Below are 16,240 nucleotides of genomic sequence, written 5' to 3'. Positions count from 1 at the left end.
AGTGCAAAATACAGAATTGGTTAATCTAATTTAAAACTACAAATTCAGCCAATACGTGAGTTTAAGTACAAGTGCTCGATTCTTTTCTTGCAAACCGAACTCTTGATTCATATCCATTGTAGCATAGTTGTCTGTATAGACAATGAATAGATCGGAGGCGGGCTTAAATCGCCATTGTATACGCGTGTTGATATTGAAGTTTTCTGCTTGTGTATTGTATTGAAGAAAGGAGGTAAGAAACAGTTTTTTAGTCATTGTGAAATCTATTCTCGATCCTATCAGTATCAGGTCGGCGCTCGTATATGGTTCTGGCATCGAGAGCCTATTGTAGTTAAGGTTAATGTTGAAAGCAGCGAATGGCTGTATCCTGTAGCTGATATCTCCTCCAATTCTGTATCTGTTTCCATTAAAGTATTCACCAACCTGTCCAACAATAGAGTAAGTGAGTGTTCTTCTTTGATCGGAATCATATCTCATCCATAGTAAATGATAGGTGTAGTCGCTATCTGCTGGTAGTTCTTGTCCTTCGGTATTAGTGGGGTCAAAGGTGTCAAAAAGGTAAGTATATCTTCGTTTCAATGACGCCCTGAGCCGTGATGTGTTTTGGAATTGAATATTTTCATCTATGGCTACCAGTTGATCAGATTTTACAGTTTGATTGGTAGATTCCGTATCCCCCCACAAGGTCTCAAGAACTACTTGTATTTCATGAAAATTGACAGGGCCTCGTTTTGGGTAGAAGTTTCTAGCCAGGGTATTCTCAATTCTGAATAAGCCATTTCTTGGCACAAATCCTATTTCAGCATTAAAATTTTCACCTACTAAGGTGTGTGCCCATTCAAGTCTCCAGTTTCTGCCGCGATAGGCAAGCCAGGCCATATGAGCATATTCTTCAGAATCGCTGTCACTACTGTCCCAGGACCGCTGATACATGGCTTTGCCAATCCATTTATTGTCTGCCGAAGCCAGATTGTAATCAAAGCCAAGTACTCGGTTAAAATGGTCTGGGTCAAAATCTGGATTGTCGTTTTGGGCATCAAAACTTTGCTTATTGGAAAAGATAACTCCGGCATTAGAACGTGCAAAAACTTTTCGTTGCAGTGTAGCGACGGAATAGTTGAACCCAGGAAGATTAATGTCATTAATGCTTTCAGTTTGCATATTGAGCAAGCCCATTCGCCAATTATTGTCCAGTTTACCACTAAGTCTGGCACCATATAGAATTTTATTTGGTCTTGTTACATCATTGATCGTGTCATTGATAATTCCGATTCTGCGAGAAAAAAAGGTTCTTGCATAAAAAGGGTGGCCGAAATTGCCGAATAAGTCTGCATTCTCAAGAAAAAATTGCCGTCGTTCAGGAAAGAATAGTTCAAACCTATCCAGGTTGGTTACTTGTCGATCTACTTCCACCTGCGAAAAATCCGGATTTACTGTCAAATCAAGATTCAATCCCGACCCAATGGCGATTTTGGCATCTCCGCCAATGCTCATGTTTGAAGCTGGTTTGCTTTGTTCACCGTCTTCATAATCTCTGGTTACTTCAGCGGCGGTGTATGGAATAAGAGAAATATTAGACCCAGGTTTCTTTAGCGGTTGGTCCCATTGTAGTATGCCGGTAAAAGCCAGGGATTTTATATCATAGTTTCTTGGTACTTTTTGCCAGGTCGATCGTTCACCTGCTTCGCTGTCTAGTCTGTAAAAGTTTACATTCCACTGATCCTTACCTTCCTTGAAGCGGATTGATTTGAACGGTATAGCGCCTTCCGCTACCCAGTAGCCTGGATATTGTCTGGCTTCCGCATACCATTTATTGTCCCAGGACCATGAAGTGCCTCCGAAACCACCTGCAATGAGTCCCTCTCTCTGGACTCCAAAAGAATTTACACCAAAGTGAAAAGCATTGGTCTTATCTTGAAAAGTATCAAAAATTAATGATATGCCATCAATTTGGTTTCCTCTAAAATCACGTCTCAGAGAAGGAACTACGTAATCTCTGTCTTCAGCTTGATTGTACATCTTGGCCGAGAAGTACAAAAACTGGTCATCGTACATGAGCCTGATTTCAGTTCTTGAATTCGCTTTAGAACTGTCATTCGGAAAGTATTGGTTGAAGTCTCCGGCTACGTCAACTTGCTGCCAAATGGGTTCATCGAGTACGCCATCGACTCTGATTGTTGTGTTTATCTTTTCGATATTGTAGACCAGATCCTGGCCAAGACCTGATTGAGCGCTCGATCCCAAAAGAGCTAAAAAAAGTAGTTTTTTTATCAAGTTTATTCGTTTAATCGCATATGATACAAAGAAACTCAGAGTATCTGAATTTCATCGTAACAATCTGGTAAACGGTAATTCTACCTGTTTGAGTTCGGATATTCGATGATTAAATCTAATTCAAGACTGCAATATCATTCATGTACTCATCGAATGTGCACAGTCTGTCCACATAACCCTCTGGCTTTAATTCGATGACCCTGTTGGCTACAGTCTGCACAAACTCATGATCATGTGAGGTAAACATAACAGTACCAGGGAAATCCTTCAAGGCATTGTTGAAGGCTGTGATAGATTCAAGATCCAAATGGTTGGTAGGTTCATCCAATATTAGCAGATTACCACCTGCCAGCATCATTTTGGAAATCATGCATCGCACCTTTTCTCCTCCTGAAAGTACATCGCACATTTTGAACGTTTCTTCGCCTGAGAAAAGCATCTTGCCTAGAAAGCCACGAATATAAACTTCGTCTTTCTCACCATCAGAGTATTGTCTCAGCCAATCAATCAAGTTGAGTTTTTCTTTAAAGTACTCTTCGTTTTCGTTCGGTAAATATGCTTTAGTAATGGTCTGGCCAAATTTGTATTCACCACTATCTGCTGTCATTTCTTCATTCATGATTTTGAATAGGGCTGTGGTAGCCAAACTATCTTTGCTAAGGAAAGCAATTTTGTCACCTTTATTCACGAAAAAGTCCAGATTGCTGAAAAGAGGTTTGCCATCTACGGATTTTGAAAGGCCTTTTACCTCCAGAATCTGATCTCCCGCCTTTCTGTTTTGATTGAAAATAATAGCGGGGTACCTACGTGATGAAGGTTTGATATCCTCGATGTTAATCTTTTCCAGTAACTTTTTTCTTGAAGTTGCTTGTTTGGACTTAGCAGCATTAGCGCTAAATCTCGCTATAAACTCTTGAAGTTCCTTTTTCTTTTCTTCAGCTTTTTTATTTGCAGATGTCCTTTGGTTTAAAGCCAATTGGCTTGACTGATACCAAAAACTATAATTACCGGTGAAAACATTGATCGCACTGAAGTCAATATCTGCCGTATGAGTACAAACTGTATCCAGGAAGTGCCTATCGTGAGATACGACAATTACGGTATTTTTAAATTCCAACAGAAAGTCCTCCAACCAAGAAATAGTGGCAATATCCAAATCATTGGTAGGCTCATCCAGAATCAAAACATCCGGGTTGCCAAATAATGCCTGAGCTAAAAGTACCCGCACCTTTTGGTTACCGTTTAGGTCTTTCATCAAGCGGTAATGATCAGATTCTACAATGCCCAATCCACTAAGAAGAGCTGCTGCGTCTGGCTCAGCATTCCAACCGTCCATTTCAGCAAATCTCTCTTCAAGTTCAGAAGTTCTTATACCATCTGCTTCGGAGAAGTCGGCCTTAGCATATAGTGCATCCTTTTCCTGCATGATGGCCCACAATTCATGATGTCCTCGCATAACCGTATGTATGGCCGTTTCTTCATCATATTCAAAGTGATTCTGTTTCAATACAGCCATTCTTTTTCCCGGGTCAAGAACCACCTGACCAGAATTAGCAGCTATTTCTCCCGAGAGAATTTTCAAAAATGTGGACTTCCCGGCACCATTGGCACCAATCACACCATAGCAGTTGCCTTGCGTGAATTTGATGTTGACCTCGTCGAAAAGAATCCTCTTTCCGTACTGTAGCGAAATATTGTTTACTGAAATCATATCTGCAGAATTTTGAAGGCGCAAAGTTATGCCTTTTGTCAGCTAAAAGAAAAAATAGTTTTAATATTGGCTTGTATCAAACAGGATGATTCTAAAATGAAAGTAGCAGTGATCGGAGGAGGAGCAGCAGGTTTTTTTGCAGCTATTTCATGTAAGACACAGCATCCTGATGCTGCAGTATCCATATTTGAAAAAACAGCTAAGACCTTGACGAAAGTTAAAGTTTCTGGTGGAGGTCGCTGCAATGTGACCAATGCTTGTGAACCTCAATCAGAATTTCTTCGACATTACCCAAGAGGACAAAAACAGCTCAAAAAGACGTTTAATCATTTTAATCGCAAGGATACCATCGAATGGTTTGAAAAGAAAGGCGTTCTAATCAAAGCTGAGAGCGATGGGCGGATGTTTCCCAAGACAGATGACTCCCAAACCATTATTGATTGCTTGAGAAATGAAGTTAAAAATCGGGGTGCTTCCGTAGTTACCAAGGTAGCCATCATGGCACTCATTTCTGAACCCGAAGGTTTCAGTCTGACTTTTGACTCCGGTCAAACCCAGTTTTTTAATCATGTAATTGTTGCCACCGGAGGGAGCTCTAAAAGTGCTAGTTATGATTGGCTCAGGAAATTGGGTCACGCTATTGTAGAGCCAGTACCATCACTTTTTACCTTCAATATACAGGATGAACCTAGGCTCAAGGCACTGATGGGGTTGGCGGTTCCGTATGCGCTAGTAAAAATCCAAGGAACCAAGTTGGCCCAAGGAGGGCCAGTATTGATAACCCACTGGGGATTAAGTGGCCCTGCCGCACTAAAACTTTCTGCCTGGGGTGCGCGCCAATTGCACGAAATGAAATACGATTTCAATGTTCAGATTAATTGGGCCGGAACGATGAATGAAGAAATGCTGAGGACAGAAGTAACCAAGACTTCTGAGCAGCAGTCGAAAAAGAAGATCATCAACGCCAAACCATTTGAGTTGCCCAATAGGCTCTGGGAATATTTGCTGAGTAGAGTAGATTTGAAAAACGATACCATTTGGACGGAGGTGAAGAAAAAGGATAAAAATCGACTCATCAACGTTTTGCTCAACGATGAATATAAGGTTTTAGGAAAGACAACTTTCAAAGAGGAGTTTGTGACCTGCGGAGGAGTAGAACTTTCAGAGGTAGACTTTAATACAATGGAGAGTCGTAAAGTTCCGGGTATGTATTTTGCCGGAGAGGTACTTGATATTGACGGAGTCACCGGAGGGTTCAATTTTCAGGCCGCCTGGTCTACAGGTTTTGTTGCTGGCAAATTAGGGAAGTAGTTTTTGATTAAATTCTAATGTTTTAACCATCCGGACGAATTCGTCCTGAGGTTTAGCAGAGATTTCAATATTTTGATGAGTAACTGGATGAACAAACTTTAGCCGTACGGCATGAAGAAGCATGGTTCCCATGTTCCATCTCTCGAGAAATAGTTTATTTTGCTTGTTGCAACCGTGCGGACGGTCACCGATAATAGGATGCAGGATATGCGCGAAGTGTTTCCGCAGTTGATGCATCCGTCCGGTTATGGGTTTGGCTTCTATCCAGGAATAGCGGGAGGTCTCGTGCTTTCCTAATGGAACTGCAATTTCGGATTGATCCAGTCGTGTATAGAAAGTTTGTGCTTCTTGTGTTTTACCTCGGTCATTGGTCAGAGGATAATCAATGAGCCCGTGCGCGTCCGTGTAACCTCTCACTATGCTCCAGTAAGTCTTTTCTATCGAACCCTTTTCGAATACTTCACGAACGGCTGACAAGGCAGGCTTATTCAGCGCAAAAAGCAAAACGCCACTGGTTTTCCGATCTAATCTATGGGCAGGATAAACGTGTCTATCGAGTTGATTGCGCAATTGCTGCAACGCATATTCATCTGTATTTACAGCTATTGGCGAACGATGAACTAGGAGTCCATGAGGTTTATTTATCGCAACATAGTTCTCATCCTGAAAGACAATTTCGAGGTTCTTAGCAGTAATTGTTTCAGATGGAATTTTTGACATGAATACAAAAATAAGGCCTTTAATGATAGGCTACCAACGATTATTTATTAAACGAAGCACTTATTTATCTCCGGATGCAACCCTTTGATACCAGACGACTCTTTCTACTAAATTATAAACTCAAAATACAATCATATGAAACAGATACTAACACTTGTCGCCTTCTTGCTTTTAGGTTTTCAAGGAGTAGCACAAGAAAAAGAAACTCGAAACCTGGAGAAATTTACGGCAATTCAAGTCAGTGAGGCCATAGAATTGATCATAACCAAAGGAAGTAAAAATGAAGCTGTGGTCGAGGTAGACGATATCGATTTGGATGATGTGGTCACGGAGATTAGAGGATCAGAGTTAAAAATTGAGAGAAGAAATGACGGTAGAAACAACAACAATAATCGTGGAGAAGTGGTGGTTCGTTTGACCTACATGGAGTTAAGTGAATTGTCAGTCAATTCAGCTGCATCTGTTTTCTCCAAATCAGTTATTAAGGCTGATGATTTTGAAATTGATATCAGCAGTGCAGGTAGTGCCAGGCTAGAGCTGGATGTTACTGATCTTGAGGTTGATATAAGCAGTGCCGGCACGCTGGAGGTATCTGGCACTTGTGCTTCTATGGATTTAGATGCAAGTTCTGCCGGCAGATTCGATGGTTATGATTTGACCTGTGGAAACATTAAGGCCGACGTAAGTTCTGGGGGGTCTGGAGAAGTTTCAGTTAAAGATCGCTTGATCGTTGATGCAGGTTCAGGAGGGTCACTATACTACAAAGGCGATCCGAATAAAGTAATAGCCAATTCAAATCTGGGAGGCAGGGTAAAACGCAGGTAGCGTACCAAGAATTATTAGAAAATAGACGAAAGGGGGTGATTCTAAAGAATTACCCCCTTTTTATGTTATATATCTCATGGTAGGCTCGCCATACTTTATTCGAAATTTGATGCAAATTAGATTCCATGAAAAAAATATCAATATTGGCTATAGCCTTCTCCACATTCTTGATCAGCTGCGATAATCAGCTAGCCTCGGACCGTGATCCAATCGAAGATAAAGTCGATAGCCTGCTAGCCAAAATGACTCTGACTGAAAAAATTGGCCAAACAGCGCAGAGGGGAACATCAAGTAGAGTGAAAGGGCCGCTGTCTGAAGAACTCAAAACCGCTGTGAGAGAGGGACGCATCGGTTCTTTGATCAACGTCATGAACAAAAAATATGTCGACGAACTTCAGCGAATTGCGGTTGAAGAGAGTCCAAATGGCATACCATTAATTTTTGGCCGGGATGTTATTCATGGATTCAAAACCATATTTCCAATTCCATTGGGACAGGCAGCCACATGGAATCCTCAATTGGTGAGGGAGGGAGCACGGATCGCGGCTGTTGAGGCCAGTACCTTTGGCGTAAGATGGACATTTGCTCCCATGTTAGATATTGCGCGAGATCCCAGGTGGGGCCGAATTGCCGAATCACCAGGAGAAGACCCATATTTGGCTTCCATACTCTCAGAGGCTTATGTAAAAGGCTTTCAAGGTGACGACCTAGCGAATCCTAGTAGTATGATGGCTTGTGCCAAACATTTTGTCGGTTATGGGGCTGCTGAAGGTGGACGCGATTACAACACAGCGATTATCCATGAGCCATTGCTGAGAAATGTGTACTTACCACCGTTTCAAAAAGCGATTGATGCAGGAGTGCAAACTTTCATGTCCGGTTTTAATGAACTTAATGGTGTTCCAGTTTCGGGAAACCAATTTTTATTGGATCAAATACTCCGTCAAGAATGGAAATTCGATGGATTTGTGGTAAGTGATTGGAACTCAGTTACTGAAATGATTGCACATGGATATTGCCAGGATGAAAAAGAAGCTGCACTCAAAGCTGCAACAGCAGGCGTGGACATGGAGATGACCAGTCAGGCCTATGATAACTATTTGGGCGAGCTCATTGATAGTGGTGAGATAGATTTGGCTCAACTTGATCGCATGGTACGAGCCATCCTCAGAGTTAAATTCAGGATGGGACTTTTCGATCAGCCATACCGGATTGACAAACCTGAGGTTGTTCTGTCTGAGGAACATTTGGAAAAGGCCAAGAACTCAGCTGTTCAAAGCGTTGTTTTACTCAAGAATGACAATAAGATATTACCACTAGCATCCGAAAAGAAATTGGCGGTAATTGGGCCAATGGCAGATGCTCCATTGGATCAGCTTGGGACATGGGTATTTGATGGTAATCAAAAGGACTCAGTAACTCCTCTAACTGCCTTGAAGGAAAGCCTGGGGACCGAAAGTTTTAATTTTGTACCAGCTTTGGACTACAGTCGCGATCGATCTGAATTGCAGTTTCAAGCAGCTGTTGATGCGGCTCGGAAGAGTGATGTTATCCTGTTTTTTGGAGGGGAAGAAGCCATATTATCCGGTGAGGCCCACAGCAGAGCACATATCAATTTACCCGGAGCTCAAGAACGCTTAATAAAAGAACTGAAAAGAAAAACGAAGAAACCAATTGTTTTGGTGATTCAGGCAGGCAGGCCAATCACTCTTGAAAATATTATTAATGATGTCGATGCGATTGTGATGGCCTGGCATGCCGGAACCATGGCTGGCCCTGCTATTGTAGATATCATTTCTGGCAAAGCAAATCCTTCAGGAAGATTGCCCATCAGTTGGCCTAAATCTGTAGGACAAATTCCGATGTATTATAATTACAAAAACACAGGAAGACCCGCGTCTGCAAAGACCTTCGTAGGGATTGATGATATTCCAAGAGGAGCCTGGCAGAGTTCGTTAGGCAACGAATCGCATTATCTCGACGATGGATTTACACCTCAGTATCCTTTTGGTTATGGCCTGTCATATGCCAGTTTTTCTTATGATAATATGACGTTGTCTTCTGATACTTTATCTGAAGGAGCAGAGATGATAATTCGATTTGATATAACCAACACAAGTCATTTGGAAGGAGTGGAGACGGCGCAGATCTATGTTCAGGATAAGGTTGGTAGCATCACACGCCCAGTACGTGAGCTAAAAGGGTTTAAACGAGTGAACTTGAAGCCTCTGGAAAAGAAAACTGTTGAAATAATCATTCATACTGATGACCTAAGTTTCTACAATGGAAACAATCAGTTGGTACTGGAGCCAGGAGAATTCTCTGTGTTTGTTGGATCAAACGCTCAGGCAACAATGAGGAAAGATTTTTGGATTAGATGAAATTAACTTGAGTGATAGACTATGAAGCTTCCATCACTTCTTTTACTATTTGTTCCAGTTGTTCGGGACCTTCGAAGGGTTTTCGTACGTACTTCTTGACATCAATCTTTAGCTCATCCGTTTCATACTCAAGATGAGAGGATACTATTACGATTTTGGGCTTTTCTTCTAGCGTTGAAATAGTCTCATACCCGTCTAAATAGGGCATTTCTATGTCTAAAAATAGCACCTGAGGCTTTAACTTGGATACGCCTACCGCCCCATCAATTGCACTGCTGAAAGTTCCAACCAAATCAATGCAGTCAACCTTTTCTGCCAATTTTTTGAAAATCTCGAGATAAACTAAATCATCATCAATTGCAATGCATCTATATTTCTCCATGAATAATGTAGTGGTGTAGTGTTAATTAAAAACGCGAGCCAATCTTAACCAATTTATTTTACTAATCGAAATTTCGGCTCATAAATTCGATGTGTGTCTTGATATTCCTCAATACAATCTTGGTATGTTTAAAATTTAACAAAATCAAATATTTTTATGATGCCTTGCAATAATTGTCTAAATTGCCTTATCATTTAACAACAATGACACCCAATTTTTAGAATATTCATAATTTAATTGGGAATGAATTCAATATTAGAGGAAGTAAAGCAGAGACTGGGAAAGCCTTATGAGGATTTTGAGTTTTTATTAAGGAGTTTAAAGGAAGTATTAATAGAAAATGGCGAAGAATCTATCGCCAATGAAATTCCCTTTATCAACAAGTACCCGTTCGAAAATGGAGTCCAACTAACCGACAAGCACATTCAGATGTATTCGTTGGTTTTTCAGCTGGTGAATATGGCCGAGGTAAATGGAGCCGTCCAACATCGCCGCGCGGTTGAAAATGATCAGGAATTTTCATCAGTAAGAGGCCTTTTCGCGAACAATATCAAAGATTTGTTAGGCAATGGCGTAACGGAGGCGACCATTTTGGATAAAATGCCACAAATGCAGATCGAGCCAGTTTTGACGGCCCACCCAACCGAAGCAAAACGCGCCACTGTTCTTGATCATCATAGAGATTTGTACTTATTGCTTGTTAGCTTGGAGAATAAGATGTACTCTGACAAAGAGCTCCTGAATATCAAGCACAATATCAAATTGACTTTGTACCGGTTGTGGAAGACGGGAGAGATATACATGGAGAAACCGGATATTAGTTCGGAATTGAGAAATATTATTCATTATCTCGTCAATGTTTTCCCGGAGGTGATACCGGTATTAGATCGTAGATTAATTCAAGCCTGGAAGGCATGTGGTTTATCCAAACAAAAACTTCTTGATCATCACAGTTTTCCGAAGATCAGTTTTGGCAACTGGGTTGGGGGGGATAGAGATGGTCACCCACTAGTGACTGATACAGTTACCGCTGAGACACTTGAATTGCTTCGACTGAATGCCTTTGTGGTCATTCGGAGAAAGCTAATTGCACTTGTGAGACAATTGAGCTTTGCCTGTGAGTTGACCGAATGTAGTTCCGATTTGCAGGCTCGTATTGAGGAGATGCTTTTGGAGTTAGGCGATTTGGGTCAAGAAGCACTGGAAAGGAACAAAGGAGAGGTATTTCGACAGTTTACTAATTTGATCCTGGCGAAACTGCCTGTGGATACACAAAGAGGGCATGCAACAAAATTGTCCGAACATAAAGGTAGTTATGTCTATGCCCATGAGATGATTGAAGATTTGGACCTACTGAAGAGTAGTTTGCTCGATTATGGAGCTCAATCTATTGCTTATGATGATGTAAATATTGCCATTCGAAATGTTCAGACTTTTGGTTTTCATTTAGCGAAATTAGACATACGTCAAAACAGTGCCTTTCATGATAAAGCCATTGAACAATTGTTGGAAGCTGCTCAGTTTGAAGAATACAATTTCTCAGAATGGAGTGAGGAAAAGCGATTGGCTTTCTTGAATAAAGAATTGAAATCTAATCGACCATTTACTCATCAAAATGCGGAGTTGGGAGAAAATGCCAAAGCAGTTTTGTCTTGCTTTAGGGTGGTTGAGTCTCACGTGTCTAAATATGGTGGAGAAGGCATAGGTTCATTTATTGTAAGCATGACTCGATCCTTGTCTGATTTGCTTTCAGTTTACCTTTTGGCGAGGGAAGCCGGCTTAACTGTTCAGACTTCCGAAGGACTCATTTGCGAAATTCCAGTAGTTCCTTTGCTGGAAACTATTGAAGATCTTGAAAATGGCCCTGAGATTTTGGATGGGTTTCTCAAACATGACTTTACCCAACGTAGCCTTGAACATTTCCGGAGAGTAAGGAGCTATCGAAACTTGCGTCAGCAGGTCATGGTTGGATATAGTGACAGTAACAAGGATGGCGGAATTATTGCCAGTCAGTGGCATCTTTATAAAGCTCAATTTAAGCTGAGCGAAATTGGTGACGAATGTGGCGTGAAAATTACCTTCTTTCATGGTAAAGGCGGTTCAATTAGCAGAGGATCCGGTCCAACTCACTATTTCATTAAAGCTTTGCCCTTTGAGTCTATTCAGGGCAACGTACGTCTGACCGAGCAAGGAGAAACCATTGCCCAGAAATACGAAAACAAGGTTAATGCAGAATACAATTTAGAACTCCTTGTTGCCAATTCGTTATCCAAAACCATATTGGATGAACAAAACGAGCGTAAGTACCATCCACTCGCAGATGTGCTAGACCATCTGGCGATTCAAAGCAAGCTGCACTATGAGGCGCTTACACATCAGGATGGTTTCATTCAGTTCTTTAGACAGGCTACTCCTATAGATGCGATTGAAACCAGTAAGATAGGTTCTAGGCCCGCCAAGCGTACGGGAGCTAACTCCTTGGAAGATTTGCGTGCCATTCCATGGGTGTTTTCGTGGAGCCAATCTAGATTCCACATGACCAGTTGGTATGGTGTGGGCACGGCTCTTAACAAACTCAAGAACGAAAATCCTAAAGATTATGAACGATTCAAAGAGGCTACACAAACAGATCCTTTTATTAGATACGTATTGACTAATGTAGATACCAGCCTGGCGGCCACGGATGAATCTGTTATTACATCATATGCTCAGTTGGTAGAAAGTGACAAAGTCAAAACTGAATTTTTGAACTTGTTCCTTTCAGAACTTCAACTTACCAGGAAACTTCTGCTTGACTTGCTGGGAGAGGTCATAGAAAAGAGAAGAGAAAATCATTATTATTCAAATCATTTGAGAGCTCCATTGATGGCACACCTTCATGAAAAGCAAATCGATCTACTGAAGCATTGGAGGAGTAAAAAGTCGGAGGGAAAGAATGTAGACAAACTTCAACGAGAATTGATGTTGAGCATCAACGCGATCGCCAGTGCCATGCGTAATACAGGATAATCTGAATAGATATTATCTTGGTTTAGATAATACGAAGTTAAGGTTAGGTGGAAAAGGGGTGTTGGTGCTTTTTGGCAAGACGACTTACTCTAGCCAATTCGGCAAGAACAAATCAAATAAAAAAAGGGATCGAAAGATCCCTTTTTTTATTTCTTTTTTAAGAGAAGTTGGTAATGTAAGTTTTGCACTGATCTTCACCACCGATAAACATGATGCTATGACCTTTAAGAACCACCCAGGAGTTGTCCTCTTTGCTAAACTTTAGTTTTAGATGTTTGCCGGTGTCTTTGGTTCGGGAAAATAGTGCTTGTAACATGGGTAATTGGTTTAGATAATAGGGTAACTGTGAATTATTATAATTCAAATGTAAATAATCATATTCAAAAAAGAAAATAAAAAGTTAGAAAAGTACAATAAGCGACAATAATTGTCTGAATATTTCTCTTACTCATCGAAAAAGTACAATTACTGATCGAATACCATGTTTTTTTATATTGAAATAATTAAACTTTTTTGACTCCATAGCGCTTTTATACCTAATAGGAAGACCAAAATATATGGAACCAGATTTCTATTATATTTGTAAATTGAGAAAAGTGACTAAACAGTTGGGGAAGGAGTAATCGACATGAATGAAGAAATAGTTGATAATAAAATAGGAAAGTTTACAGATTGCCTGGAGGCCTTGATGATGAAAATGCAGGAGGCTGACAATACTTGTATTGAATTGTCTAAGGATATTAGTAAGCGTGATTTTACTGTACTCATTTATGTAGGAAAAAATAGTGATGTCATCATGCGTGATATTGCTACTTTTTTGGGAATTCCGGTAAGCACCACTACGGGAGTTATCGATAAACTGGTTGAAAAGGGCTATCTCAAACGCTATCATTCGAAAGAAGATAGAAGAACAATCAAGATCGGTTTAAGCAAGTTCGGACAAGATTCCTTCAATTTACTTCAGAGCACCTTACACCACATGGGAAGTGCCATGCTTGCCGGACTTTCGGAGAAAGAGCAGGCCGAATTAATCTTTCTTTTGGAGAAAGTGGCAGCCAACCTGGTGAACTACGTGCCCACCGCTAAATAATACTTCCAAAAATAAATACTACGAATTTCGTAATATTTTGAAACCAAAATATTCTGTTGTCGTTTCTGTCCTGAAATTATAACCATAATCGTTATAATCTAAAGTCGTAAACAAAATATAACTAAGAACCGATGACACAAGCACTAAAGGAAATGCAGGCGAATAGTCAGAAAAAGATTATAGCCTTTGCCGGATGGGTGATTAAATGGAGATGGCTGGTACTTATTGCAACGTTGGGAATTGCAATGGGATTCGGAAGCGGAGGACGCTTCCTGGGATTCAATGGAGACTATCATGTATTCTTCAGCGAAGACAACCCACAGCTATTGGCCTATGAAGCTCTTCAAAATAAGTACACGAAGGATGACAATGTTTTCATTGTTGTTGCCGCGAAGGATGGAAAAATATTTACCCAGGAAAACCTGACAGCAATCGAGAAGCTTACTGCAGACGCCTGGCAAACCCCTTATTCTACGAGAGTTGATGCTATTACTAATTTTCAACATACCAAGGCGGTAGCAGATGACCTATACGTTGATGATCTGGTTCGAAATGCGAACGAAAGATCAGATGCGGAACTGAAAGAAGCATTTGAAATTGCTATCAATCAACCTTTGCTAAAAGATCGCTTGGTGGATTCTAAGGGTTCGTTGACCGCTGTGAACATAACAGTAAAAATTCCAGGAGAACGCGTAGAAGAAGGTCCCGAAATATTAGCCTCTACTCGTGAATTGGTTGCCAATTTCGAAGCAGAAAACCCTGGCCTGAAGACTTATTCGTCTGGAATGGTCAATTTGAGCGGTGCATTTTTCGAGGCATCCATGAATGATATGGGCACCTTGATACCGTTGATGTTTTTGATTATTGTGATCACAATCGTGTTGACCACACGTACAGGAAGTGGCACTTTGGCTACTCTTTTTGTTATTATCATGTCTATTATGACTGCCATGGGATTTGCAGGATGGATTGGCATTCAGTTGACTCCACCATCAGCAGCCGCCATGACTATGATCATGACACTGGCAGTAGCAGATAGTATTCATTTGCTGATCACAATGGTACAGTCGATGAAAAAGGGGTTTTCCAAGAAAGAGGCTATCGTTGAATCTGTCAGAGTCAATTTTATGCCTGTGTTCATTACTAGCTTGACTACAGTTATTGGATTCTTGTCAATGAATTTCAGCGATTCACCACCATTCCATGATCTGGGAAATATGACTGCGGTTGGAATGACGGCAGCGTTTTTATTCTCAATTACCACACTGCCGGCTTTGATGGCCATATTGCCAGTCAAGTTTAAGCAAACCTCAGAAGGTAATGAGGCTCAGAATCCATTCTTTAGAAAACTAGCGGACTTTGTAGTTAGCAATGACAAAAAGGTACTGTGGGGTACTGTTGCTGCCTCGCTATTCATTTCGACTTTAATGATAAAGAACGAATTGAATGAGGAGTTTATTAAATACTTCGATAGTGACATCACATTCAGAACTGATACAGACTTCATTAGCGAAAATCTTACCGGTATATATACAGTAGAGTTTTCTATTGGTTCAGGAGAAGAGGGAGGTATTAATAACCCTGCCTATCTGGATAAGCTTGAGGAATTCGATGATTGGTTGAATACTCAGGATGAGGTCGTACATGTGAACTCTTTTTCAGAGATAGCGAAAAGAATAAATAAAAGTATGCATGGTGATAGTTTGGAATACTATCGTGTGCCAGACAACAGAGAACAAGCAGCTCAATTCTTGCTCTTATATGAAATGTCGTTGCCATTTGGACTGGATTTGAATAATCAAGTCAATGTAGACAAGTCTGAGACAAGATTTATAATCACCACGAAAAACGTATCATCCAATCAATTGATTGACTTCACTGAAAGGTCTCAGGATTGGTTGAAAAGTAACACTCCAGAAGCAATGCATGCTGTCGCAAGTAGTACCTCGCTGATGTTCTCACATTTGACAAGAAGACAGCTTAATAGTATGATGACAGGTAGTATTGGAGCCTTGATCCTAATTTCTTTCATACTGATGTTTGCCTTAAGAAGTTTCCGTCATGGTCTGCTTAGCCTAATTCCAAACCTGGTACCGATTGCAGTTGGATTCGGTCTATGGGGTATTACGGCCGGAATAATCAATACAGGTATTTCTGTGGTGTTCGGTATGACATTGGGAATCATTGTAGACGATACTGTACACTTTCTATCCAAATATTTAAGAGCGAAAAGAGAACACGGTATGTCATCTGAAAATGCGGTACGTTATGCATTTGATACGGTAGGTAAAGCACTTGTTGTGACTACTGTTGTTTTGATTGCAGGATTTCTCGTAATGGCTCAGTCCAGTTTTGGAATGAATGAAGGAATGGCCAAAGTGACTATGCTGATTATTTCCGTAGCCTTGATCCTGGATTTCTTAATGCTGCCCGCCATACTTCTAAACGTAGGAGACAAGTCGGCAACAAAGGAGAGTGAGAATCAAATTACAGAGAAAGGTGAAAGCCTGGTTACTGCATAAGAAAGATCAATTATT

At 40.8% G+C, this 16,240-nt stretch carries 11 protein-coding genes; 6 read left to right on the top strand and 5 right to left on the bottom strand.

All coding sequences use genetic code 11. The annotated features are described in order from the left end of the window. Positions 1 to 36: 36 nt before the first annotated feature. A complete protein-coding gene (locus ABJD64_RS11145) occupies positions 37 to 2,274 on the bottom strand; it encodes a DUF5916 domain-containing protein (RefSeq protein WP_348178722.1) in 2,238 nt (745 codons plus the stop codon). A 115-nt stretch (positions 2,275 to 2,389) separates the two neighbouring features. Next, a complete protein-coding gene (locus tag ABJD64_RS11140) occupies positions 2,390 to 3,985 on the bottom strand; it encodes an ATP-binding cassette domain-containing protein (RefSeq protein WP_348178720.1) in 1,596 nt (531 codons plus the stop codon). A gap of 96 nt (positions 3,986 to 4,081) precedes the next feature. Here ABJD64_RS11140 and ABJD64_RS11135 point away from each other — a divergent pair, with 96 nt between their 5' ends. Continuing rightward, positions 4,082 to 5,296 carry an NAD(P)/FAD-dependent oxidoreductase gene (locus tag ABJD64_RS11135; RefSeq protein ID WP_348178718.1) on the top strand — a complete coding sequence of 405 codons (1,215 nt, stop codon included), beginning with the start codon at positions 4,082 to 4,084 and terminating at the stop codon, positions 5,294 to 5,296. Here the strand turns inward: ABJD64_RS11135 and ABJD64_RS11130 are convergent. Beyond that, positions 5,285 to 6,016, bottom strand: a complete 732-nt coding sequence (locus tag ABJD64_RS11130) for a pseudouridine synthase (protein ID WP_348178716.1) — start codon at positions 6,014 to 6,016, stop codon at positions 5,285 to 5,287. The two genes, ABJD64_RS11135 and ABJD64_RS11130, sit on opposite strands and share 12 nt — an antisense overlap. A 135-nt stretch (positions 6,017 to 6,151) precedes the next feature. Between ABJD64_RS11130 and ABJD64_RS11125 the strand changes: the two genes are divergently transcribed. Then, on the top strand, positions 6,152 to 6,841 hold the full coding sequence (locus ABJD64_RS11125) for a head GIN domain-containing protein (protein ID WP_348178714.1): 690 nt from the start codon (positions 6,152 to 6,154) through the stop codon (positions 6,839 to 6,841). A gap of 125 nt (positions 6,842 to 6,966) precedes the next feature. Beyond that, entirely contained in the window at positions 6,967 to 9,222 is a 2,256-nt protein-coding gene (bglX, locus tag ABJD64_RS11120; RefSeq protein WP_348178712.1) for a beta-glucosidase BglX, read from the top strand. A 19-nt stretch (positions 9,223 to 9,241) separates the two neighbouring features. Here bglX and ABJD64_RS11115 read toward each other — a convergent pair whose 3' ends face one another. Further along, positions 9,242 to 9,604 carry a response regulator gene (locus ABJD64_RS11115; protein ID WP_348178710.1) on the bottom strand — a complete coding sequence of 121 codons (363 nt, stop codon included), beginning with the start codon at positions 9,602 to 9,604 and terminating at the stop codon, positions 9,242 to 9,244. A gap of 243 nt (positions 9,605 to 9,847) precedes the next feature. Here ABJD64_RS11115 and ABJD64_RS11110 point away from each other — a divergent pair, with 243 nt between their 5' ends. Then, the gene (locus ABJD64_RS11110; RefSeq protein WP_348178708.1) at positions 9,848 to 12,613 is read left to right on the top strand and encodes a phosphoenolpyruvate carboxylase; all 2,766 of its coding nucleotides are present in this window, start codon (positions 9,848 to 9,850) and stop codon (positions 12,611 to 12,613) included. Between the two features lie 157 nt (positions 12,614 to 12,770). On the opposite strand, the gene ABJD64_RS11105 is transcribed toward ABJD64_RS11110, so the two are convergent. Then, positions 12,771 to 12,929 (bottom strand): hypothetical protein, encoded by a 159-nt coding sequence (locus tag ABJD64_RS11105; protein ID WP_348178706.1) that lies wholly within the window; start codon positions 12,927 to 12,929, stop codon positions 12,771 to 12,773. A gap of 312 nt (positions 12,930 to 13,241) precedes the next feature. On the opposite strand from ABJD64_RS11105, the gene ABJD64_RS11100 reads away from it, so the two are divergent. Both ABJD64_RS11100 and ABJD64_RS11095 read left to right on the top strand, forming a co-directional pair. Further along, a complete protein-coding gene (locus ABJD64_RS11100) occupies positions 13,242 to 13,703 on the top strand; it encodes a MarR family transcriptional regulator (RefSeq protein ID WP_348178704.1) in 462 nt (153 codons plus the stop codon). A 131-nt stretch (positions 13,704 to 13,834) separates the two neighbouring features. Beyond that, a complete protein-coding gene (locus ABJD64_RS11095; RefSeq protein WP_348178702.1) occupies positions 13,835 to 16,225 on the top strand; it encodes an efflux RND transporter permease subunit in 2,391 nt (796 codons plus the stop codon). The last annotated feature ends 15 nt before the right edge of the window (positions 16,226 to 16,240 follow it).

The organism is Reichenbachiella sp. (genome assembly GCF_039944555.1).
Classification (GTDB): Bacteria; Bacteroidota; Bacteroidia; order Cytophagales; family Cyclobacteriaceae; genus Reichenbachiella.
The sequence above is the reverse complement of the archived record's forward strand: the minus strand, read 5'-3'. Positions and strand labels throughout refer to the sequence as shown.

What these genes read in the sequence shown, in the direction of transcription:
- ABJD64_RS11140 (WP_348178720.1), bottom strand. Translation starts at nt 3,985, where the DNA reads ATGATTTCAGTAAACAATATTTCGCTACAGTACGGAAAGAGGATTCTT.
- ABJD64_RS11135 (WP_348178718.1), top strand. Translation starts at nt 4,082, where the DNA reads ATGAAAGTAGCAGTGATCGGAGGAGGAGCAGCAGGTTTTTTTGCAGCT.
- ABJD64_RS11130 (WP_348178716.1), bottom strand. Translation starts at nt 6,016, where the DNA reads ATGTCAAAAATTCCATCTGAAACAATTACTGCTAAGAACCTCGAAATT.
- ABJD64_RS11125 (WP_348178714.1), top strand. Translation starts at nt 6,152, where the DNA reads ATGAAACAGATACTAACACTTGTCGCCTTCTTGCTTTTAGGTTTTCAA.
- bglX (WP_348178712.1), top strand. Translation starts at nt 6,967, where the DNA reads ATGAAAAAAATATCAATATTGGCTATAGCCTTCTCCACATTCTTGATC.
- ABJD64_RS11115 (WP_348178710.1), bottom strand. Translation starts at nt 9,604, where the DNA reads ATGGAGAAATATAGATGCATTGCAATTGATGATGATTTAGTTTATCTC.
- ABJD64_RS11110 (WP_348178708.1), top strand. Translation starts at nt 9,848, where the DNA reads ATGAATTCAATATTAGAGGAAGTAAAGCAGAGACTGGGAAAGCCTTAT.
- ABJD64_RS11105 (WP_348178706.1), bottom strand. Translation starts at nt 12,929, where the DNA reads ATGTTACAAGCACTATTTTCCCGAACCAAAGACACCGGCAAACATCTA.
- ABJD64_RS11100 (WP_348178704.1), top strand. Translation starts at nt 13,242, where the DNA reads ATGAATGAAGAAATAGTTGATAATAAAATAGGAAAGTTTACAGATTGC.
- ABJD64_RS11095 (WP_348178702.1), top strand. Translation starts at nt 13,835, where the DNA reads ATGACACAAGCACTAAAGGAAATGCAGGCGAATAGTCAGAAAAAGATT.